Source organism: Novosphingobium sp. PhB57, from assembly GCF_004342985.1.
Lineage (GTDB): Bacteria > Pseudomonadota > Alphaproteobacteria > Sphingomonadales > Sphingomonadaceae > Novosphingobium.
In genome coordinates this window covers 435,191-455,206 of the sequence record NZ_SMBO01000002.1, presented here as the reverse complement: position 1 = coordinate 455,206, position 20,016 = coordinate 435,191, and the positions used below count along the sequence as shown (strand labels likewise).

Here is a 20,016-nt window from a genome sequence, read left to right as displayed (position 1 = left end):
CGCCGCCCGGCACGCCTAATCGGTGCCCATTGCACTCTTGCGCACCGGGTCGGTCTTGATGGCCGCGTTACGCGCGGCGACAGCCGAAAGAACGATGCCGCCCAGAATCAGGGCCATGCCCGCCACATGATAGCGATGCAGCGCCTCGCCAAGGAGCAGGGCCGAGAGCAATGCGCCGAACAGCGGCATCAGCGTGATCGCCTGCCCCGCCCGCGCCGCGCCCAGCTCATGCGTGGCGCGGTTGTAGATGAAGTACGCGATCACCGATGGGAACACGCCGATATAGGCATAGGCGGCCAGGACTTTCGGGCTCCAGGCCACGACCTGCCCCTGCATGGTTTCCATCGCCGCCAGCGGCGCCATTGCGCAGGCGCCGATCGTGAACGTCAGCAGCAGGAAGCTCGGGGCCGATATCGCCGGGCGCTTGCGCAGGAACACGGTGTAGAGCGACCAGGCCGCTACCGCGCAGAAGATCAGACCGTCCCCGGGTCCGAAACGCAGCTGCACCAGTGCCGCCGGATCGCCCCGGAACACGATGGCCGCGACCCCGATCGTGGAGACGACCACTCCCAGCACATGCATCCGCCCCGGACGCCCCCTGAAGATCGCGAAGTCCAGCAGCATGACCGTCGCCGGAATCGCTGCCTGCAGCAGCAGGGCATTGGCGGCCGTGGTGAAATGCAGCCCTTTGTAGATAAAGCCGTTGAAGCACACGACCCCGAAGAAGCCGAGCGCCAGCACCCATCGCCAGGCGGCCAGCGCCTCGGCCCGCTCTTTCCAGAGCTGGCGCGCCGCGAAGGGGAGCAGGATCAGCACCGCGATCATCCAGCGCCCGAAGGCCAGGGTGAAAGGCGGGACATTCGCCCGCACCGCCCGTCCCACGATCGAGTTGCCTGCCCAGAACAGCATGACCAGCCCCAGCATAAGGAACGCGCGCGTGTGAGACCTGTTGTTTTCCATGCGCTTGGCTTGCTTCGGAAGCGGACGGAAGAAAAGGGAAAATGCAGGCGCCGTGCTTACCTGCAGGTCTTCCCCTTTTCTTCCTCCCCCCATCCCCTATCTCCCTTCCACGATGCCAGAACTTCCCGAAGTAGAAACCACCGTTCGCGGCCTCGCCCGCTACCTGGAGGGTGAGCGGATCGCCCGCATCACGCTCAACCGGGCAGATTTGCGCCGTCCTTTTCCGCCCGACCTGGTGCAAGTGCTCACCGGCGCCACGGTCACCGGTCTCGGCCGCCGCGCGAAGTACGGCCTCATCCATACCGATCGCGAACAGACGATGGTCTTCCACCTGGGCATGTCCGGCCGCTGGCGCATCGAACCCGAAACAGCCGAGAAGCACGACCACCTCGTCATGGAAACCGGGGCCGGCCATGTCCTGGCGCTCAACGATGCGCGGCGGTTCGGCTCGGTGGACCTCGTGGCCACCCCGGCGCTCGATACCTGGGGTCCTTTCGCGGCGCTCGGCCCCGAGCCGCTGGGTGAAGACCTGACCGCCGCGCACCTCAAGGCGGCCTTTGCCGGGCGCATTGCGCCGATCAAGCAGATGCTGCTCGACCAGTCGATCGTGGCGGGCCTAGGCAATATCTACGTATGCGAGGCGCTGTTCCGGGCCGGCATCCGGCCCGACAAGCAGGCCGGGCTCGTCACCCTGCCTGCCTTGCGCAAGCTGGTGCCGGCGATCCGGGAGGTCCTGGCAGAATCGATCGCGGCGGGAGGCTCGACGATCCGCGACTACGCGCAGCCCAACGGCGAACTGGGATATTTCGCCGCCGCATGGCAGGTATACGGGCGCGAAGGGCAGGACTGTACCTGCGGCGCCCCGGTCCAGCGATTCGCCCAGGGCGGGCGCAGCACGTTCTGGTGCGCCTGCTGCCAGAGATAGACGGGGCCCGCATGGCTCAAACAGCGCCTTTCCGCGCCCGGAAACCCGGAAACGGGCCGTTTTCAGCGCCTCTCACGGGTTGACGGAACGGCGCTTCACCGTTAAGGGGCGCGCTTTCCGGCGAGTCCGCTCGCCTAGAGATTCGATCAGGCAATTGGGCCGCCATCACCGCTGTGGGGGGGCCAGACAGAGGAAATTCGATGGCCAATACGCCGCAAGCCCGCAAGCGCATCCGCCGTAACGAGCGCCGCGCGGAGATCAATACGAACCGCATCAGCCGCATCCGCACCTTCCTGAAGAAGGTCGAGACGGCGATCGCCGGTGGTGACAAGGGCGCCGCGACGGCTGCTCTCAAGGAAGCCCAGCCTGAACTGGCTCGCGGCGTGGCTCGCGGCGTGCTTCACAAGAACACGGCTTCGCGCAAGATGTCGCGTCTCACCAAGCGCGTCGCCTCGCTCGGCTGATCATACCCGGCAGGCGCGCCCCTGAGGCGCGCCCACCGTGCGGCACCGGCCCGCGCAGCTATCTGAACTCCCGTCCCGCCGGACGAGATTTCAGGCAGCCGCGCGGGCCGCGCCCGTTTGGGCCCAGCACGCCCCTCGCTTAGAGCAAGCGGCATAGGCCTCCCGTGCCCTCCGGCCAGTTCATGGCCGGCCTGCCGACCCACTCTGCTGACCTCACTCTGCTGCCCCCGATCTGCCGGCCCGATCTGCTGATCCAGAATCGCCCGCGTGAGTCGTGCGGATGTCACAGAAGGGATTCGCGGGAGCGATTCGCCCCCTGCCCGGCAAGAGTTGCCGCTTCGGTGAGTACGTAACAGGAACGCCCGGAGCGAGGCCATGGGCGCCCCATTTCGGGACCCTGACAGGGTGCTGCGCGCCTTGCGGGCGAAAGGCGCGGAAACGTTGCGATTCGCATACAAGAGAATCGCAACGCGTCGCTAACTATCTGTTTTTATGTGATAATTTAGATCATGACGGAAATTGGGCACTGAAGCCGAGTCAACCGCCATATTTTTTTTTATTTGGGGAGTGCTGTCTTGCACGGCGGCCAAACCCGTTCCTAAAAGAAGTCCACAGGCCGGAGCGGAAACCGGCTGGGGAACATCGACAGCGACGAGACTCCTGCTGCAGGCACTCCTGCAGTCGAGGGTCGTTTTGTCCGCGTTTTCCGGCTCCGTACGGGGGCTCACATCGGGATTCACCTCCCGTGGGCACCGGTTCCACGCATGGCATTCAATTTTCGCGGCCCGCTGGGCCACATTCGGGGTAGCTGCCAACAGAGGGGAGTTGGTCCAGTGTCAGGTTCAACAGCGGGTCGGTCTCCGGCAAGTCAGGGCGCAAACGGCGTGATTAAGAAATCGAAGGCGGTACGAGTGGCGATGGAAGAGGATCAGGAAGCCGTGAATCTGGCGGCAGACTGGGCTGACATCAGCCAGGGCCTGCGCAAGGATCTCGGCCATCAGGCGCACAGCCAGTGGATCAAGCCGATCCAGCCGGGCAACTACTGCAAGGAAACCGGTACGCTCGATCTGTACCTGCCCACCGAGTTCTCGGCCAATTGGGTGGCGGATCGCTTTGCCGATCGCCTGTCGCTGGCCTGGAAGATCGCCCGTCCCGACGTCCGCCACGTCCGCATCCTGGTGCACCCCGGTCGCCGGCAGCTGCCCGAACTGCGCCTCGGCAGCGGCGGCCGCCCGAACAGCGCGCCGGCCAACGATTCGGCCCAGGGTTCGGCGGATTCGATCGCGGCCGTCCTTCAGGGCGAGGCTTTCGCCGCGCTCGGCCAGGGCCCGGTCGGCATCGACGCCTCGCAGACGTTCACCTCGTTCGTGACCGGCCAGAGCAACGTGCTGGCCTGCAATGCCGCCCAGCGCATGTCCGCCACCGAGACGCCGCAGTTCTCGCCGCTCTACCTCAAGGGCGCGACGGGACAGGGCAAGACCCACCTGCTGCACGCGATCGGCCACGCCTATCTGGCGAACCACCCGCACGCGCGGATCTTCTACTGCTCGGCCGAGCGCTTCATGGTCGAATTCGTCCAGGCCCTTCGCCAGAACCAGATGATCGAGTTCAAGTCGCGCCTGCGCGGTTTCGACCTGCTGCTGGTCGACGACATCCAGTTCATCATCGGCAAGGCATCGGCGCAGGAAGAACTGCTCTACACGATCGATGCCCTGCTCCAGGAAGGCAAGCGGCTGGTCTTCGCCGCCGACCGCGCGCCCCAGGCGCTGGACGGTGTCGAACCGCGCCTGCTGTCGCGCCTGTCGATGGGCCTTGTCGCCGACATCCAGCCGGCCGATATCGAACTGCGCCGCTCGATTCTCGAAAACCGCCTTGGCCGCTTCGCCTCGGTCGATGTGCCGGCCGATGTGATCGAGTTCCTGGCCCGCACCATCAATCGCAACGTGCGCGAACTGGTCGGCGGCCTGAACAAGCTGATCGCCTATGCCCAGCTCACCGGGCAGGCCGTCTCGCTCCAGCTTGCCGAGGAACAGCTCACCGATATCCTCTCGGCCAACCGCCGCCGCATCACGATCGACGAGATCCAGCGCACGGTCTGCCAGTTCTACCGGATCGACCGGACCGAGATGAGTTCCAAGCGCCGCGCCCGCGCCGTCGTGCGTCCGCGCCAGGTGGCCATGTATCTCGCCAAGGTGCTGACGCCGCGCTCCTACCCGGAGATCGGCCGCAAGTTCGGCGGGCGGGATCACTCCACCGTGATTCACGCCGTGCGCCTGATCGAAGAATTGCGCACGCGCGATGCCGACATGGACGGCGACGTCCGCTCACTGCTGCGCCAGCTCGAATCCTGATCCGGTCCGAAGCATGAGAGGTGGCCGGGGGCTTATCCCCCGGCGCCTCACCAACTTGTCCGCGGGCTTGTCCGCAAACTTGCCCACAGGCCGCCGCGGCAAAGACGCACAGGCGCTGCCTCACCCGGACTTCCTCCGCGATGACGAGCGACAAGTAAAACCACGAAGACAAGGGCCTGCCGGTCTTGGCTTGCGGCACTGCCGACTTGTCGTCCTCGGCCCGCAACCTGCTCTATCCGGCTGGGATGCAAAAATTTAACCACTGAATAAGCGTAGTGATGTAGTCTCCATGCGACCCGGGCGGCCTTCGCCCGACGGAAGAGGCTCCCCATGCGCTTCTATCAGGCCACGACTTTCCTGTTCCCCCGGCGCTACGAATGGCGCATCCTCCTCGTCTGCTTCGGGGCGGTGCACGTTCCGCTGCTCGCCTGCGTCGCCTATCAGGCCGCTACCGGACAGTGGCAGCCGGCGATCCTGCTGATTTTGCTGGCCGCCACCCTGCTGGGGACCCTGTTCGGCATCGCGGCGATCCATGCGCTGCTCAGCCCCATCACCACCGCGACGGAGATGCTCCGGTCGATCCAGGCCGGGGAGCGCGTGGGCATGGTTCCCGTGGGCAACCAGGACCTCGTCGGCCGCCTGCTCCACGGGGTGGCCGTGGCCGCCAACGAATCGGCGGCACGGATCGAGCGCCTGATCGAGGCTTCCGAACGCGACGAACTGACCGGCCTGCGCAATCGCCGCGGCTTCCTCGATTCGGCGCGGCGGATCCTCGCGGCCGATTGCAATTCGGTCTTCGCGATGGTCGATATCGACCGCTTCAAGGCGATCAACGACCGCTTCGGCCATGCCACCGGCGACGCACTGCTGCGCGAAGTGGCGCTGCGGCTGGAACACGGCGTGCGCCGGTCGGACGTGGTGGCCCGCTGGGGCGGCGAGGAATTCGCGATTCTCTTCCCGGATACCCTGCTGGAAGAAGCGCGCGTGGTGATGGAGCGCCTGCGCGCCAGCATCGCGCTCGACCCCACCCTGCGCGGGGACGAATGGCCGGTGACTTTCTCCTGCGGACTCGCCCCGATCCGCAATTTCGCCCATCTCGACCAGGCGACGCGCAATGCCGACGGCGCGCTCTATGCCGCCAAGAACGGCGGGCGCAACCGGGTGCAGATCTCCAAGGACGAATAGCCGCTGCGCGAAAGCCGGGTCGCGGCCGGCCCGGCAAGGCATTTCAGACAGGCCGGCCCGCCTTGCCCCACCCGGCCCCGATGCTGTAGGCCCCGGCCATGAGCCCCGCCCTTCCCGCAGCCTATTCGCAAGCCGCCCTGCGCGGCGTGCGTTGCCGCTGCCCGCGCTGCGGCGAAGGCCGCCTGTTCCGCAAATGGCTGAAGCCGCTGGAACGCTGCCCGGTCTGCATGCTGGATCTGACGCCGCAGCGGGCGGACGACTTTCCGGCCTATATCGCCATGATCGTCACCGGCCACCTGATGGCGCCGCTGATCATCACCCTGTCCAAGGACTTCCACCTTGGCCCCGCGGCCATGTTCGCGATCCTAATTCCCCTGGCCGTGGCGATGATGATCGGCATGCTCCAGCCCGCCAAAGGCGCGGTAATCGCTACCCAGTGGTGGTTCGGCATGCACGGTTTCCGCAAGGAACGGCCGGAACCCCTGCCGATCCCGGCCGAGCCCGATGGGGTGTCGGGCGGCGCGACCGGCGGCGAAGCAGGCCGCGAATGAGCCTTTCCCCGGAACGCCTCCAGCGCTTTGCGCGCCACATCGTGCTGCCCGAAGTGGGCGGCGCCGGCCAGGTCGGCCTGGCGGAGGCGCATGTGGTGCTTGTCGGCTGCGGCGGGATAGGCAGTCCTGCCCTTCAATATCTCGCCGCAGCCGGCATAGGACGGCTGACACTGATCGATGACGACACGGTGGACGTCAGCAATCTGCAACGTCAGACGATTTATACGCCATCTGATATCGGCAAGCCCAAGGCGGAAGCGGCGGCCGAATGGGTGCGGCGCTTTGATCTTGGCCTTGAGGTCCTGCCGACCGTAACGCGTCTCGGGGGTGACAACGCGGCAGAGATTCTCTCCGGCGCGAGCGTGGTACTGGACGGGTGTGACAACTTCGCGACTCGGCTGCTGGTGTCAGATTCCTGTGTGAAACTCGGCATTCCCCTCACCAGCGGGGCGGTTGGCCGATTCCAGGGCCAGGTCGCCAATTTCGCCGGGCACCTGCCGGAGCAGCCCTGCTACCGCTGTTTCGTGGGCGATGCCTTCGATGCGCAGGACTGCGATACTTGTGCGGCGGACGGTGTGCTGGGGGCCATGGTCGGCATGGTCGGCACGTTTGCGGCCATGCATGCCATGCGCGTCCTGCTGGAAGGCAAGGCCGCGCTGGGTGTTCCGCAATATGGCACGCTTCACCTGATCGACGGCATGGCGCCCTCGCTACGGCCGCTCAGGATCGCCAAGGATCCCGGCTGCCGCACCTGCGGGACCGCAGCGCCCGTTCAGGCCGATCTGCCGTCGTAAGTGTAGACCGATAGCCGCGCGAGCAGTGCGGGATCGAACAGGCGCATGTTCACGCCCATCCGGTCCTGCGCGGGATCGACCGGGCTCCAGTGCGTGGTGCAACCGCAGTGCGGGCAGTGCCAGAAGGTGAGCACTTTATCGCCGGTCTGGTAGCCCGCCAGCGGACCCTCGATCCGCACCTTCGCGGGGCTGTGATAGGACCATAGCGCCCCCAGCCGATGGCAGACCGAACAGTTGCAATCGCAAACCTCGTGCGGCTGATCCGCCAGTTCCAGCGTGACCGCGCCGCAGTGACAGCTCCCCTTGTGCATCGTCATAGGCCGAGCACTTCATCTACCCAGGCGCTGACCAGTGCGGTGGCCGGCCCATGGCGCGCCGCATCGAACCAAGCGGTCCCCTGCGAAGGTTCGAGGTTCAACTCCAGCGTCTCCGCCCCGAATTCGCGCGCATTGCGCACGAAACCGGCTGCGGGATAGACCGCGCCGGACGTGCCGATGGAGACGAACAGGTCCGCCTGCTCCAGAGCCTCGAAGATCTCGTCCATGCGGTAGGGCATCTCTCCGAACCAGACGATGTCGGGCCGCAGTTCCGCCGCGCCGCATTGGGGACAGGCGGGGCGATCGAGCAGCGGCCCGGTCCAAGGCGAGCGCACGTCGCAGGCCGTGCACCAGGCGTTGAGATGCTCGCCATGCATGTGGAGCACGCGTTTGGCCCCGGCCCGCTCATGCAGGTCGTCCACATTCTGCGTGACGATCAGCAATTCGCCCTCCCATTCGCGATCGAGCCGCGCCAGCGCGACATGGGCGGCGTTGGGTTCCTTGGTCTGGATCGCCTCTCGCCGCATGTCGTAGAAGCGCAGCACCAGATCGGGATCGCGCGCGAAAGCCTCCGGCGTCGCCACGTCCTCGACGCGGTGCTGCTCCCACAGCCCGCCGCCGTCTCGAAAGGTATCGATGCCGCTTTCGGCGCTCACGCCCGCGCCGGTGAGGATGACGATGTTGCGGATGTCCTTCATCCCCGCCATGAGACCAGCCTTCAACGGAGACGGCAAGTGGCACGAATCGGAATTATCGGCAGCGCAGGGCGCATGGGACAGGCGATCGCACAGGCCATCGAGGCTGCCGGCGAGAACCTTTCCGGCGGTATCGGCCGCGACGGAGACCTCGGCGCACTGTCGGCCCATTCGGACGTGCTGATCGACTTCTCCACCCCCGTCGCGCTCGAAGCCAACCTCGATGCGGCGGTGGATGCGGGCATTCCCATCGTCGTGGGCACCACCGGGCTGGAGGAACGCCATCACTGGCTGATCGATTCGGCCGCGCAGCACATTCCCGTGCTTCAGACCGGCAACACCTCGCTCGGCGTCACGCTGCTTGCCCATCTCGTGCGCGAAGCCGCCAGCAAGCTGGGTGAGGACTGGGATATCGAGATCGTCGAAACTCACCACCGCATGAAAGTGGACGCCCCCTCCGGCACCGCCCTGCTGCTGGGCGAAGCCGCCGCCAAGGGCCGCGAGGTCGGCCTGGCCGAAACCGCCGTGCGCGCAAGAGACGGCATCACCGGCAAGCGCGAAGCCGGGACCATCGGTTTCGCGGCGCTGCGCGGCGGCACCGTGGCAGGCGATCACACCGTGCACTTCCTGGGCGACAGCGAGCGGCTTTCGTTCTCGCATATGGCCGAAAACCGCACGATCTTCGCCAAGGGCGCGGTCAAGGCCGCGCAGTGGCTGAAGGACAAGCCCGCCGGCCGCTACACCATGCCCGAGGTTCTGGACCTTTGAACAAGGCCGAAATCTTCGAGTTCTTCCGCCGTCTCGCCGAGCTGAATCCCTCGCCCGAGACGGAGCTGGAATTCGGCAACAATTACCAGCTGCTGGTCGCCGTGGTGCTTTCGGCGCAGTCCACCGACGTGGGCGTCAACAAGGCCACCCGCGCGCTGTTCCGCGAGGTGAAGACGCCCGCGCAGATGGTCGAGCTGGGCGAGGAAGGCCTCAAACAGCACATCAAGACGATCGGCCTGTTCAATTCCAAGGCCAAAAACGTCATCGCCCTCTCCGAGATTCTGGTCGCGCGCTATGACGGCGAAGTGCCTGAAGACCGCGACGCGCTGGTCGAACTGCCCGGTGTCGGCCGCAAGACGGCCAATGTCGTGATGAACTGCGCATTCGGGGCGGAGACCTTCGCGGTGGACACCCATATCTTCCGCGTCGGCAACCGCACCGGCATCGCCAAGGGCAAGACCCCGCTGGCGGTGGAGAAGCAGCTGGAGAAGCGCGTGCCGCAGCCGTTCCGCGTGGGATCGCACCACTGGATGATCCTGCACGGCCGCTACATCTGCAAGGCGCGCACGCCGGAGTGCTGGCGCTGCCCGGTCGTTGACTTGTGCGACTACAAGGACAAGGTTCTGCAAAAGGGAGCCGCTCGCAAGGCTGCCTGATCGGGAGGACGTACATGCTCCGCCGTCGCATTGGCTTTGCCCCTGCCCTCGCTTTCGCCGCCGCGCCGCTCGCCCTCGCCGCCTGCTCGCAGCAACCGGCCAAACCGCCGCCGCCGGTCAGTCCCGCGGCCGAGGCGATCGGCCCTGCGCAGGACTGCCTGTCGCTCGTGCAGTTCTCCAACACCCGCATCCGCGACGACTGGACCATCGATTTCATCGGCGGCGCCGGCAACCGCGTCTGGCGGGTGACGCTGCCGAACCGTTGTTCGGGCCTGAAATCCGCCGACAGCTTTACGTATGCGACCTCGCTCTCGCAGCTCTGCCGGAATGACATCGTCTATCCGCTCAACCGCGTGGGGGGCGGATTCCAGCGCGGAGCCGGGTGCGGACTGGCGCCCTTCACCCCTGTGAAGCTCGCGCAGTAGAGCGGCGACGTGCGGGGGGACGCAAACCGCGTCCCTCCGCGCCCCGTCAGCCTTCGTACTGCTCGGGGTCGATATTCAGGCCCCGGCGCCCTTCGGACGACGAATGCGTCGGCGCCCTGGGCATTTCCTCTTCAGGATCGACCAGGGGCTGCAGCATGCCTTCGCTGCGGGTAATCACCGCCGTTGCCACGGCATTGCCCACCACGTTGGTGGCCGAGCGGCCCATGTCGAGGAAAGTGTCGATGCCCAGCAGCAGCGCGATGCCTTCCACCGGCAGGCCGAACTGCGTGAGCGTGGCCGCGATTACCACCAGGCTGGCGCGCGGGACGCCGGCAATGCCCTTGGAGCTGACCATCAGCGTCAGCAGCATCAGGATCTGCGTCCCGATCGGCACATGGATGCCGTAAGCCTGCGCGATGAAGATCGAGGCGAAGCTCATATAGATCATCGAGCCGTCGAGATTGAAGCTGTAGCCCAGCGGCAGGATGAAGCCCGAGATACGGCGCGGCACGCCGAAGCGGTCGAGCTGCTCGAACAGCTTGGGCAGGCTGGCTTCGGAAGAGGCGGTGGAGAACGAAAGCAGCAGCGGCTCGCGGATATAGCGGAACAGCGTGACGATCCGCCCGCGCAGGAAGATCCCGCCGATCAGGAACAGCAGCAGCCACAGCAGCAGCATCGCGAAGTAGAATTCGCTGACCAGCACGCCGTAGGTGACGATGATGCCAAGGCCGCGCGTGGCGATCACGCTGGCCAGTGCGCCGAACACCGCGAAAGGCGCGAAGCGCATCACGTAGTCCGTCACTTGCAACATCAGCTCGGACAACGCTTCGCTCACCTTGACGATGATAGCCCCGCGCTCGCCGATGGCCGTGAGGCCCACGCCGACGAAGAGCGAGAAGACCAGGATCTGCAGGATGTTGTTTTCGGCCATCGCGTCGACGGCGCTGCTCGGGAAGATCTCCAGGATGAAGTGGCGCAGCGTCAGTTCGCCCACGTCCAGCTTGCCGAGGTCGGCCCCGGTATCCAGCCCGGCGCCGACGCCCGGCTTGAACAGGTTGACCAGCACCAGGCCGAGGCCCAGCGAGATCAGGCTGGCCGAGATGAACCAGCCCAGCGCCTTGCCGCCGATGCGGCCCAGTGCCGCACTGTCGCCCATGCCCGAGATGCCGGTGACGATCGTGGCGAAGACCAGCGGCGCGATGATCATCTTGATGAGCTTGAGGAAGACGTCCGGCAGCAGCCGGAAGTAGTCCGACCACTGCAACAGGCGTGGATCGTCGGCAGCCAGGGTGGCATGAAGCGCCCAGCCCACGAGAATGCCGAGCACCATGCCGACCAAGATATAAAGCGTCAGGCGCCTGCCCATTCCCACCTCGCAACAAAATTGCTGGCAAGACTAACAGCGTGACCCGTGCGGTCAACGTCGCCGGCCGGACTTACCGTCAGTTCCAGCCACCGGGCTGCTCCCGCAGGAGCCGGCGTTCAGCCCTTTGCGAGCGCCGCTTCGGTCACGCGGCGGAAGATGCGGACCAGCACTTCGAGATCGGGGATCGCCACGGCCTCGTCGCGCTTGTGCATCGTCGCGTTCGAGAGGCCGAACTCGATCACCGGGGATAGGTCCTTGAGGAACCGCGCGTCGGAGGTGCCGCCGCTGGTCGAAAGCTCGGGCTCCACCCCGGTCTCGGCGCGGATCGCTTCGGCGAGCATGGCGGAAAAGGCGCCGGGCTCGGTGAGGAAAGCCTCGCCGGAGATCACCGGGCGCGCGGTGCCGCCGTGGCGCTCCGCAATCTCGGCCACGCGGGCCGAGAGGCTCTCGCCAGTGTGGAGATCGTTGAACCGGATCGAGATACGCGCCGAGGCCCGGGCCGGGATCACGTTGGTGGCAACGTTGCCCACGGTGAGGTCGGTCACCTCCAGATTGCTGGCCTGGAACCAGTCGGTGCCTTCGTCGAGTACGAGGGCATCGAGTTCGGCCAGCATGGCGACCAGCCTGGGAATCGGATTGTCGGCCAGGTGCGGATAGGCGACGTGGCCCTGCACGCCTTCGACCTCCAGCCAGATGTTCACCGAACCGCGGCGGCCGATCTTCATCATGTCGCCGAGGCGGTGGACCGAAGTCGGCTCGCCGACGAGGCAGAGGTCGGGGATTTCGCCCACCGCGCGCATATGATCGATCAGCGCCAGGGTGCCGAAGCGCGCGGGGCCTTCCTCGTCACCGGTGATGATGAAGCTGATCGTGCCCGCATCCGCCGGGATCTGCGCGGCCGCCGCGACCATCGCGGCGATCGACCCCTTCATGTCCACCGCGCCGCGGCCGTAGAGCAGTTCGCCGCGCACTTCGGGCGCGAAAGGCGCGCTGCTCCAGCCCTCGCCCGGGGGCACCACATCGAGGTGCCCGGCATAAGCGAAGTGGCGCGAGCCCTCGGGGCCCTTGCGGATCGCGAAGAGATTTTCGACCGGACCGTCCGGCGCTTCTCCCGCCAGGAAACGGTGGACGTGGAAGCCGAGCGGCGCCAACTGGCCCTCCAGGCAATCGAACACCGCGCCGGTGGCGGGCGTCACACTGGGGCAGGCAAGCAGGGCTTCGGTGAGTGCCAGGACACTCGCGGGGGTCTCAACGGCTTCGGTCATGCCGCGGGCCATTGCACAGGACCGCGCCCAAGACCATAGCGGAACGGCCGTTTCGGGGAGTGATCGCCATGCCCAAGATCGATGTCGAGACCATCGCCGCGTCCAATCGCACCGGATATCCGGAGCCGTTCGATGCGGCGGTTGAAGGACGATGGTGGCGGCGGCTCGCTCCGGCCGGCGGACTCAGCGAGATGGGCGCCAGCCATGTCGTCCTCAAGCCCGGCGCCTGGTCGAGCCAGCGCCATTGGCACGAAGACGAGGACGAGCTTCTGGTCATGATCGCCGGCGAAGCGGTGCTGGTGGAGGACGGCGGCCGCACCCCGGTCCGGGCGGGCGAGATCTGCGCCTGGCCCAAAGGCGTCCGCAACGGCCATCACCTCATCAACGAGAGCGATGCGGATTGCGTGTTCGTGGCCATCAGCGCCGGCAACCCGGACGGTTCCGGCGCCTATCCGGACATCGACATGACGTTCGATGCCGAGGGCTATCATCACCGGGACGGCAGGCCGTATCGCACGGCTCGCCCCCGCTGATCGGCCGCTGATCGGCTATTCGACCGGGTTCTCGTACTGTTCGATCACCCAGTCCTCGGCCTCGGCAGCGTTGATCCACTGCTGCATCCATTCGTGCTCCCACACCGCCTGCATATAGGCCTGCGCGAAGCCGGGAACGCCGATGCCATACGTGAGGAACCGGCTGACGACCGGCGCATAGATGATGTCGGCCGCACCGAACGTGCCGAACAGGAAGGGACCGCCCTTGCCGAACCGCGCTCGCGCCTCGGCCCAGAGCGTGAGTATGCGCACCACGTCGGCGCGCACGTCGTCGCCCAGCGAGACGCCCTGAACCCGGCTGCGGATATTCATCGGGCAGGCCCGGCGCAGCGGCATGTAGCTGGAGTGCATTTCCGCCACCATCGAACGGGCCATGGCGCGCGCGGCATCGTCCTTGGGCCAGAACCGGTCGCGGCCGACCTTGTCGGCAAGATATTCGATGATGGCCAGGCTGTCCCAGACCACGGCTTCGCCGTCCCACAGGATCGGCACTTTGCCGTGACTGGGCGCGAGATCGTCGGAGCTGCGCTTGGCCTCCCAGTCGTCGCCGAACAGCGGCACCGTGATCTCCTCGAAGGCCAGGCCCGACTGCTTGCAGGCCAGCCAGCCGCGCAGCGACCAGCTCGAGTAGTTCTTGTTGCCGATAATAAGCTTCACTGCGCAGTTCCCCGTAGGTCGATCATCGGGCCTATCGGTTCAGACTGGCAAAGTCGAGGATGAACGGCGTCGCAAGATGTCGCAGGAGAGCGAGCATGACGGCCGGAGATCGCCGACCTCCTGCGCCGCCAATACCTTAGTCTCGCGCCTTGCACCGCAGGACTTATCGGCAGCCCCGTAAGAGGCCCACGGCGCCGGGCGCCAAGCAGCATCGGCGTTCCGCGCGCCTGGGTGTCATCCCCCTGGACCGCTCCTGTCCGGTCAGAACAGCCGCGTCAGTTCGAAGAACAGGGCGCCGACGATCGCGCTGGCCGGGATCGTCACGAACCAGGCCACGATCACGCGGCTCGCGACCGACCACCGCACGGCACTGGCCCTGCGCGCGGCGCCGGTGCCGACGACGGCGCCGGTGATGGCATGGGTGGTCGAGACCGGAATGCCCATCGCGCTCGCCCCGAAGACCACGATCGAGCCCGCGGTCGAGGCGCAGAAGCCCGAGTGGTGGTTGAGCTTGGTCAGCTTGGACCCCATCGTCTTGATGATCTTCCAGCCGCCCGAGAGCGTGCCGATGGAAATGGCCGCGTAGCAGCTGATCACAACCCAATCGGGAACGTGGAAACCGCCCTCCAGATGCCCCGTCGAATAGAGCAGGACGGCGATGATGCCCATCGTCTTCTGGGCGTCGTTACCGCCGTGGCTGATCGAATAGGCGGCCGAGGAGAACAAGTGCAGGGTCTTGAAGATCCCGTTGGACGCGCGCGGCGTGGTGCCCTTGAACAGCCAGGAGGTCAGCAGCATCATCGCCATGGCAATGAGGAAGCCGAGCACCGGCGAGGCGACGATGGCGATCACCGTCTTCACCGTGCCTTCGGATTCGATGACCCCCGGCCCCGCCGCCGCTACACCGGCGCCCAGCAGGCCGCCGATCAGCGCGTGGCTGGACGAGGAAGGGATGCCCTTGATCCAGGTCAGCACGTTCCAGAACATCGCGCCTACCAGCGCTCCGAACACCACGGCGGGCGTCACGGCGTCCTTGTCGATGATGCCCTTGCCCACCGTCTCGGCGACATGAAGGCCCATGATCCAGTAAGCCGCGAAGTTGCCGAATGCGGCGAACAGCACGGCGACGACCGGCGAAAGCAGGCGCGTCGCCACGACAGTGGCGATGGCGTTGGCGGCATCGTGAAGGCCGTTGAGGAAGTCGAACGCCAGCGCGAGCGCGACGAGGCCGATCAACAGCGGCAGTGCGAGCGTATGATCCATGGTGAAAGGCCGCCGGTCAGGCGTGGTCGATCACGAGACCGTCGATCTCGTTCGCGATGTCCTCGAAACGGTCGACCACGCGTTCGAGGCGCCGGAACATTTCCTGGCGCACGATGAAGTGCAGGGCATCGCCCTTTTCGCCATTGGGGCCGGTATCGGCCTTGAAAACCCGCTTCAGGCCGGCCGCGTGGATCTCGTCGGCATGGCCTTCCATGCGCACCAGGCGCTCGGTCAGCTCGTGCAGGCGATTGCCGTTGTCCGCGATCTTGCGCAGGAGCGGCATGATCTCTGCCGTCAGACGCGCGGCGTCGACGATGATCGCCGCCATGTCGATCATCTCCGGTTCGAACTCCGCGACCTCATAGAGGTTCACGGCGTTCGCCACCTGCTGCATCTCGTCGATGGCATCGTCCATCGTGGTGATGAGGCTGGTGATCGACGAGCGGTCGAACGGGGTCAGGAACGTGCGGCGCACCGTCTGGAGCACTTCGCGGGTGATTTCGTCGGCATCGTGCTCGCGCTCACCCACTTCGCGGATGTGCTGGGCGCGGCCGGCCCCGCCCTGCGCCAGGCGGGCGAGAGCGTCGGCACCGGCCACAAGCGTGGCGGCCTGCCGCTCGAACAACTCAAAGAAGTCGCCCTGCTGCGGCAGCAACTTCTGGAACCAGGCAAACATGGTATTGATCCCTGTCTTGTCCGCCATCCGGTCAGCCACCGCGCCGATGAGGCGGGCGGGACTGGCCGCGGCGCGAAACTCGCGCGCGCCGAACGAACGGATCAGCGCGCGCAGGTCCTCTTCGTCGACCGCCTTAGCGGCCTCCGCCATCGAGAACCAGCGGCGTTCGCGCTGATGCTGTTCGTCCCAGGAGTCAAGTTCCTCGGTGACTGCAAAAGGAAATACATCCACATCCGCCCACACCGATGCGCCCGAGGCGCGCCGCTTGCGATAGCGATAGGAGCCCAGCGGAATGGGGCAGGCCGCGCCGCGAACGCCGGCTTCTTCCTCTGCTTCCACGGCAGCCGCCGCGTGCGGAGGGAGGCCTTTCATCAGCCCGCCCTTGGGAATGACCCAGCGGCGCGTCTGGCGCGAGGTAATCAGAAGAATCTGAATCGGCGCATCAACCGAAGGCCCGGTGGCGCGATAGGGAAGAACGGCAATCTGGCGCATGGCGAGACTCCTTCTTCTCATTGACGCGACCGAGCGCCTCTAGGCGAACCATCACCGTCACGCAATCGTCACATTCGCACTTTTCCGGATGCTTCGTGCAAGTCCGTCTGGTCCGCAGCGATCATCGCCCGGCAAGCCGTGAATATCAAAGGAGAAAAGGGTCATTGCGGAGCTATCGCCGCACGTCCCGAAGCGGGACCAGGGCATCGGCGGGCGCCTATTGCGCCCCGCGGATCACGCCTGTCTCTGCCGCGAAACAAGCCGGGCGACAGAGGGGTATCGACAAGAGCGGGCGGGATCGGCGCCGTGAAGGCCCCGATCCCGCCCATACGGTTCAGGTTTGCGAATCGGAGAGCACTGCAGCCCGAAGCTCGGCGATGCCCAGCCCCTTCTCCGAAGAAGTGACATGCACTTCGGGATAGGCCGCCGGGTGCTTGCGCGCCTCGGCAATCGTCTCGGCGTGAACCTTTTCCAGTTCGCTCGCCTTGATCTTGTCGGATTTGGTCAGGACGATCCGATAGCCGACGGCGGCTTCGTCCAGCATCTTCATCATTTCGGCATCGACGGTCTTCACGCCGTGGCGCGCATCGACCAGCAGCAACGTGCGTTTCAGCGCCACGCGGCCGCGCAGATAATCGCGCACCAGGCGCCGCCAGGTCTCGACGACCGCAGGCGGCGCCTTGGCGAAGCCGTAGCCGGGCATGTCGACGAGGCGGAACTGCAGCGGCTCGCCCACTTCGAAGAAGTTCAGCTCCTGCGTGCGCCCCGGAGTCACCGAGGTGCGCGCGATCGACTTGCGGCCGGTCAGCGCATTAAGCAGCGACGACTTGCCGACGTTCGACCGTCCGCAGAAGGCGATCTCCGGCGAATCGCCATCGGGGAGGAACTTGAGCGCCGGCGCGCTCTTCAGGAACGTTACCGGTCCCGAAAAGAGCTTGCGCGCCTGCTCCATCAATTCTGTGTTTTCTTCTTCCATGTCAGTCTCAGGCCTTGCGTCCGGCGGTGCGCGCCTTGTCCTGCGCGTCCTTTTCGGCCTGCGCCCGCAGCTGCGGATGACGGCTGTAAAGGAACTGCTGCTGCGCAATGGTCAGGATATTCGAGGTGATCCAGTAGACCAGCAGGCCCGAGGCAAACGGCGCCATCACGAACATCATGAACCACGGCATCAGCGCGAAGACCTGCTGCTGGGCCGGGTCCATCTGGGCCGGGTTCAGCTTGAACTGGAAGTACATCGTCACGCCCAGCAGCAGGGCCAGCACGCCAATGGCAAGGAAGCCCGGCGGGTTGAACGGCAGCAGGCCGAAGAGGTTCAGGATGTGCAGCGGATCGGGCGCAGAAAGGTCCTTGATCCAGAACACGAAGGGCTGGTGGCGCATCTCGATCGCCAGCATCAGCACCTTGTAAAGCGCGAAGAACACCGGGATCTGCAGGAACATGGGCAGGCAGCCGGCAAGCGGGTTCACCTTTTCCTGCTTGTAGAGCGCCATGATCTCAAGCTGTTGCTTCTGCTTGTCGTCCTTGTAGCGCTCCTGGATCGCCTTCATCTTCGGCTGGATCGCGCGCATGGCGGCCATCGAGGCGAAACCGCGCTGGGCCACTGGGAACATGATGCCGCGAACGATCGCAGTCAGCAGGATGATGGCCACGCCGAAGTTGCCGACCAGGCTGAACAGCTTGGTGAGCAGCCAGAAGATCGGCTTTTCGAACCAGCGGAACCAGCCCCAGTCGATCGCCAGCCCGAAGTTGGCGATGCCCGACTTCTCGTAGGCGTCGAGCACCTTGTGCTCCTTGGCGCCGGCGAACAGCTTGGTTTCGCGGGTCAGGCTCTGGCCCGGCTGGATCACCGACTTGTCATAGACGACGTCGGCGCGGAAAATGCCGTTGCCCTGCGAACGGAAGGTGCCCTGGGCCTTGGCGTTGACCGGGATGACGGCCGACATCCAGTAGACGTCGGTGAAGCCGATCCAGTCGGTGTTGCCCGGCTGCGGCATCGTGCCGTCCTTGGCCAGCGCGTCATACTTCGGACCGAAAGCGACCGAACCGTCGAACGCGCCCACGCCGCCGGTACGCAGCGTCCAGGCATAGGCCGCCGCGGTGCGGTCCGTACGGTTTACCAGCGCGAAGGGCTGGATCGCCACGGCGCCCGAGCCACGGTTCTGGATCTGCTGGTCGGCCGTGATCAGATAGTTCTCATCCACCTTGAGGGTGATGGAGAAGAGTTGGCCCTGGCCGTTGTCCCAGGTGAGGACGACAGGCGTCGACGGCGTGAGCCGGGCGCCCTGCGCCACGGTCCATACCGTCTGCGCGGTCGGCGCGGCCACACCTTCGCCGACCCAGCCGAACTGGGCATACTGCTGCGCCGGCGTTCCCGAAGGCGAGAACATGCGGACCGGACCCGAATCCTTCTCCACCGTTTCGCGGTGGCGATTCAGGACGAGGTCGTCGAGCAGCGCGCCGGTAAGGTTGATCGAGCCCGAGACGCCGGGCGCGGCGATGGGAACGCGGCCGGGAGCGGCGAGCGCGGTCTTCAGGTCCTTCTGCTCCAGCGCCAGGTCGGCCGCATCGCGCAGGCCGCCTTCACGAGTGGGCTTGCCGGCACTGGCGGCCGCATCGGTCGGGTTTCCAGCATTCTGGGCGACCGGCGCCGGCTTGTTGGCCTGCGGATAGAAGTACCCCATCCCGGCTTCCCAGCCGAAGAGCACGAGCGCGGTCAGGACGACCGCCAGGATGATGTTGCGCTGCTTATCCACGAAGGTTTTCCTGTCGTATTCGCGTCCGCGGCAGCGACCAGGGCTGCCTCGATTTCATTCAGTCAGGGACGGGGTCGTAGCCGTGCCCACCCCAAGGTTGGCAGCGCAATATACGCTTGAACGCCAGCCAGCCACCCTTAATCGCACCATGCTTGCGGACCGCCACGATGGCGTACTGCGAGCAGGACGGCGCATAGCGGCAGGTCGGCGGCATCAGACGCGAGGGCCCGAGTTGCCAGGCCCGCGCCACCAGAATCAGCAGGAGCCCAGGCACGGAAGCCAGGATGGCGAGCGCCCTTTTCACGGCCGCGCATCCTTGTTCGAGGCTCCGGAGCCCCCGCCAGTGCCGTGTCCATTAATCTTGCCGGGACCGCCTTTGGGCGGGCTGCCCTTGCCGCCCGGGCCACGCTTGCGGCCGCGATGGCTACGGGGCGGATCGCCCTTGCCGGCCTGGGCGCGGCCGAGCGCCGCCAGCAATTCGTCGCGAAGCAAGGTGAAGTCCCGCTCGACGCCGTTTTCGCGGCCGATCAGGACGTGATCGGTATCGGCCAGACCGTGCTCCGGCAGCATCTCGCGCAGCAACGCCCGAAAGCGCCGCTTCATGCGGTTGCGCACGACGGCATTGCCGATCTTCTTGGTGACGGTAATCCCCGCCCGCATGCCCTGCCCACCATTCGGCTTGGCCAGGAGCACGAAACCGGCGCGCGCGACTCGAAGACCGCCGTTGGCCGCAACGAAGTCGGCCCTTCTGGTCATCGTGGAATAGGCGCTGGTCATTGCGGTCGAAGATAGGGGCGACGGCTCTCGATCACAAACGGCGCCTTCGCAAATGGCAGGGATCGCCAGAACAAGCGATCGTGAGCCGCGCGCGGCGCCGGATTGCGGCCGCCCCATACGGCGGC

General features: G+C 66.0%; 22 protein-coding genes. 10 read left to right on the top strand and 12 right to left on the bottom strand.

The features are described 5' to 3' along the window. Positions 1-15: 15 nt before the first annotated feature. A complete protein-coding gene (locus EDF58_RS09820; protein WP_132264892.1) occupies positions 16-960 on the bottom strand; it encodes a DMT family transporter in 945 nt (314 codons plus the stop codon). Between the two features lie 112 nt (positions 961-1,072). Here EDF58_RS09820 and mutM point away from each other — a divergent pair, with 112 nt between their 5' ends. The 6 genes from mutM to EDF58_RS09790 all read left to right on the top strand — a co-directional run bounded on the left by mutM (position 1,073) and on the right by EDF58_RS09790 (position 7,230). Continuing rightward, positions 1,073-1,885 carry a bifunctional DNA-formamidopyrimidine glycosylase/DNA-(apurinic or apyrimidinic site) lyase gene (gene mutM / locus EDF58_RS09815; RefSeq protein ID WP_132264891.1) on the top strand — a complete coding sequence of 271 codons (813 nt, stop codon included), beginning with the start codon at positions 1,073-1,075 and terminating at the stop codon, positions 1,883-1,885. Positions 1,886-2,085: 200 nt separating this feature from the next. Continuing rightward, entirely contained in the window at positions 2,086-2,349 is a 264-nt protein-coding gene (rpsT, locus tag EDF58_RS09810; RefSeq protein WP_132264889.1) for a 30S ribosomal protein S20, read from the top strand. A gap of 917 nt (positions 2,350-3,266) precedes the next feature. Further along, positions 3,267-4,700, top strand: coding sequence for a chromosomal replication initiator protein DnaA (dnaA, locus tag EDF58_RS09805; RefSeq protein ID WP_132265344.1), 1,434 nt, complete (start codon positions 3,267-3,269; stop codon positions 4,698-4,700). Between the two features lie 330 nt (positions 4,701-5,030). Further along, entirely contained in the window at positions 5,031-5,885 is an 855-nt protein-coding gene (locus EDF58_RS09800; protein ID WP_132264887.1) for a GGDEF domain-containing protein, read from the top strand. Positions 5,886-5,983: 98 nt separating this feature from the next. Next, the gene (locus tag EDF58_RS09795) at positions 5,984-6,436 is read left to right on the top strand and encodes a DUF983 domain-containing protein (RefSeq protein ID WP_132264885.1); all 453 of its coding nucleotides are present in this window, start codon (positions 5,984-5,986) and stop codon (positions 6,434-6,436) included. After that, entirely contained in the window at positions 6,433-7,230 is a 798-nt protein-coding gene (locus EDF58_RS09790) for a HesA/MoeB/ThiF family protein (protein ID WP_132264883.1), read from the top strand. The genes EDF58_RS09795 and EDF58_RS09790 overlap by 4 nt, the downstream gene beginning before the upstream one ends. Here EDF58_RS09790 and EDF58_RS09785 read toward each other — a convergent pair. Continuing rightward, positions 7,209-7,547, bottom strand: coding sequence for a GFA family protein (locus EDF58_RS09785; RefSeq protein ID WP_207912878.1), 339 nt, complete (start codon positions 7,545-7,547; stop codon positions 7,209-7,211). The genes EDF58_RS09790 and EDF58_RS09785 overlap by 22 nt on opposite strands. Next, positions 7,544-8,245, bottom strand: coding sequence for an NAD-dependent deacylase (locus EDF58_RS09780; RefSeq protein ID WP_132265340.1), 702 nt, complete (start codon positions 8,243-8,245; stop codon positions 7,544-7,546). The genes EDF58_RS09785 and EDF58_RS09780 overlap by 4 nt, the downstream gene beginning before the upstream one ends. Positions 8,246-8,281: 36 nt before the next feature. Here EDF58_RS09780 and dapB point away from each other — a divergent pair, with 36 nt between their 5' ends. From dapB to EDF58_RS09765, 3 genes are read left to right on the top strand one after another with little or no spacing between them, the layout of a single operon-like run. Next, positions 8,282-9,010 (top strand): 4-hydroxy-tetrahydrodipicolinate reductase, encoded by a 729-nt coding sequence (gene dapB, locus EDF58_RS09775; protein ID WP_132264881.1) that lies wholly within the window; start codon positions 8,282-8,284, stop codon positions 9,008-9,010. After that, positions 9,007-9,666 carry an endonuclease III gene (gene nth, locus EDF58_RS09770; protein WP_132264879.1) on the top strand — a complete coding sequence of 220 codons (660 nt, stop codon included), beginning with the start codon at positions 9,007-9,009 and terminating at the stop codon, positions 9,664-9,666. Before dapB ends, nth begins: the two co-directional genes overlap by 4 nt. A gap of 14 nt (positions 9,667-9,680) precedes the next feature. Further along, positions 9,681-10,091, top strand: coding sequence for a hypothetical protein (locus EDF58_RS09765; RefSeq protein ID WP_132264878.1), 411 nt, complete (start codon positions 9,681-9,683; stop codon positions 10,089-10,091). A gap of 46 nt (positions 10,092-10,137) precedes the next feature. Here EDF58_RS09765 and EDF58_RS09760 read toward each other — a convergent pair whose 3' ends face one another. Together EDF58_RS09760 and dapE are read right to left on the bottom strand one after the other, a co-directional pair. After that, entirely contained in the window at positions 10,138-11,457 is a 1,320-nt protein-coding gene (locus tag EDF58_RS09760) for a dicarboxylate/amino acid:cation symporter (RefSeq protein WP_132264876.1), read from the bottom strand. 116 nt (positions 11,458-11,573) lie between these two features. Beyond that, positions 11,574-12,722 carry a succinyl-diaminopimelate desuccinylase gene (dapE, locus tag EDF58_RS09755; protein WP_132264874.1) on the bottom strand — a complete coding sequence of 383 codons (1,149 nt, stop codon included), beginning with the start codon at positions 12,720-12,722 and terminating at the stop codon, positions 11,574-11,576. A 68-nt stretch (positions 12,723-12,790) separates the two neighbouring features. On the opposite strand from dapE, the gene EDF58_RS09750 reads away from it, so the two are divergent. Next, positions 12,791-13,255, top strand: a complete 465-nt coding sequence (locus tag EDF58_RS09750) for a cupin domain-containing protein (RefSeq protein ID WP_132264873.1) — start codon at positions 12,791-12,793, stop codon at positions 13,253-13,255. 15 nt (positions 13,256-13,270) lie between these two features. Here EDF58_RS09750 and EDF58_RS09745 read toward each other — a convergent pair whose 3' ends face one another. From EDF58_RS09745 to rnpA, 7 genes are all read right to left on the bottom strand, one after another. Then, positions 13,271-13,933 carry a glutathione S-transferase family protein gene (locus EDF58_RS09745; RefSeq protein ID WP_132264871.1) on the bottom strand — a complete coding sequence of 221 codons (663 nt, stop codon included), beginning with the start codon at positions 13,931-13,933 and terminating at the stop codon, positions 13,271-13,273. Between the two features lie 261 nt (positions 13,934-14,194). After that, positions 14,195-15,196, bottom strand: a complete 1,002-nt coding sequence (locus tag EDF58_RS09740) for an inorganic phosphate transporter (RefSeq protein ID WP_132264869.1) — start codon at positions 15,194-15,196, stop codon at positions 14,195-14,197. A 16-nt stretch (positions 15,197-15,212) separates the two neighbouring features. Beyond that, the gene (locus tag EDF58_RS09735; RefSeq protein WP_132264867.1) at positions 15,213-16,364 is read right to left on the bottom strand and encodes a DUF47 family protein; all 1,152 of its coding nucleotides are present in this window, start codon (positions 16,362-16,364) and stop codon (positions 15,213-15,215) included. Positions 16,365-16,698: 334 nt separating this feature from the next. Further along, on the bottom strand, positions 16,699-17,340 hold the full coding sequence (gene yihA / locus EDF58_RS09730) for a ribosome biogenesis GTP-binding protein YihA/YsxC (protein ID WP_132264866.1): 642 nt from the start codon (positions 17,338-17,340) through the stop codon (positions 16,699-16,701). A 7-nt stretch (positions 17,341-17,347) separates the two neighbouring features. Next, the gene (gene yidC, locus EDF58_RS09725; RefSeq protein WP_132264864.1) at positions 17,348-19,114 is read right to left on the bottom strand and encodes a membrane protein insertase YidC; all 1,767 of its coding nucleotides are present in this window, start codon (positions 19,112-19,114) and stop codon (positions 17,348-17,350) included. 58 nt (positions 19,115-19,172) lie between these two features. Then, complete coding sequence (yidD, locus tag EDF58_RS09720) at positions 19,173-19,388, bottom strand: membrane protein insertion efficiency factor YidD (protein WP_132265338.1); 216 nt, start codon at positions 19,386-19,388, stop codon at positions 19,173-19,175. A 26-nt stretch (positions 19,389-19,414) separates the two neighbouring features. Further along, a complete protein-coding gene (gene rnpA, locus EDF58_RS09715; RefSeq protein ID WP_132264862.1) occupies positions 19,415-19,891 on the bottom strand; it encodes a ribonuclease P protein component in 477 nt (158 codons plus the stop codon). Between the last annotated feature and the right edge of the window lie 125 nt (positions 19,892-20,016).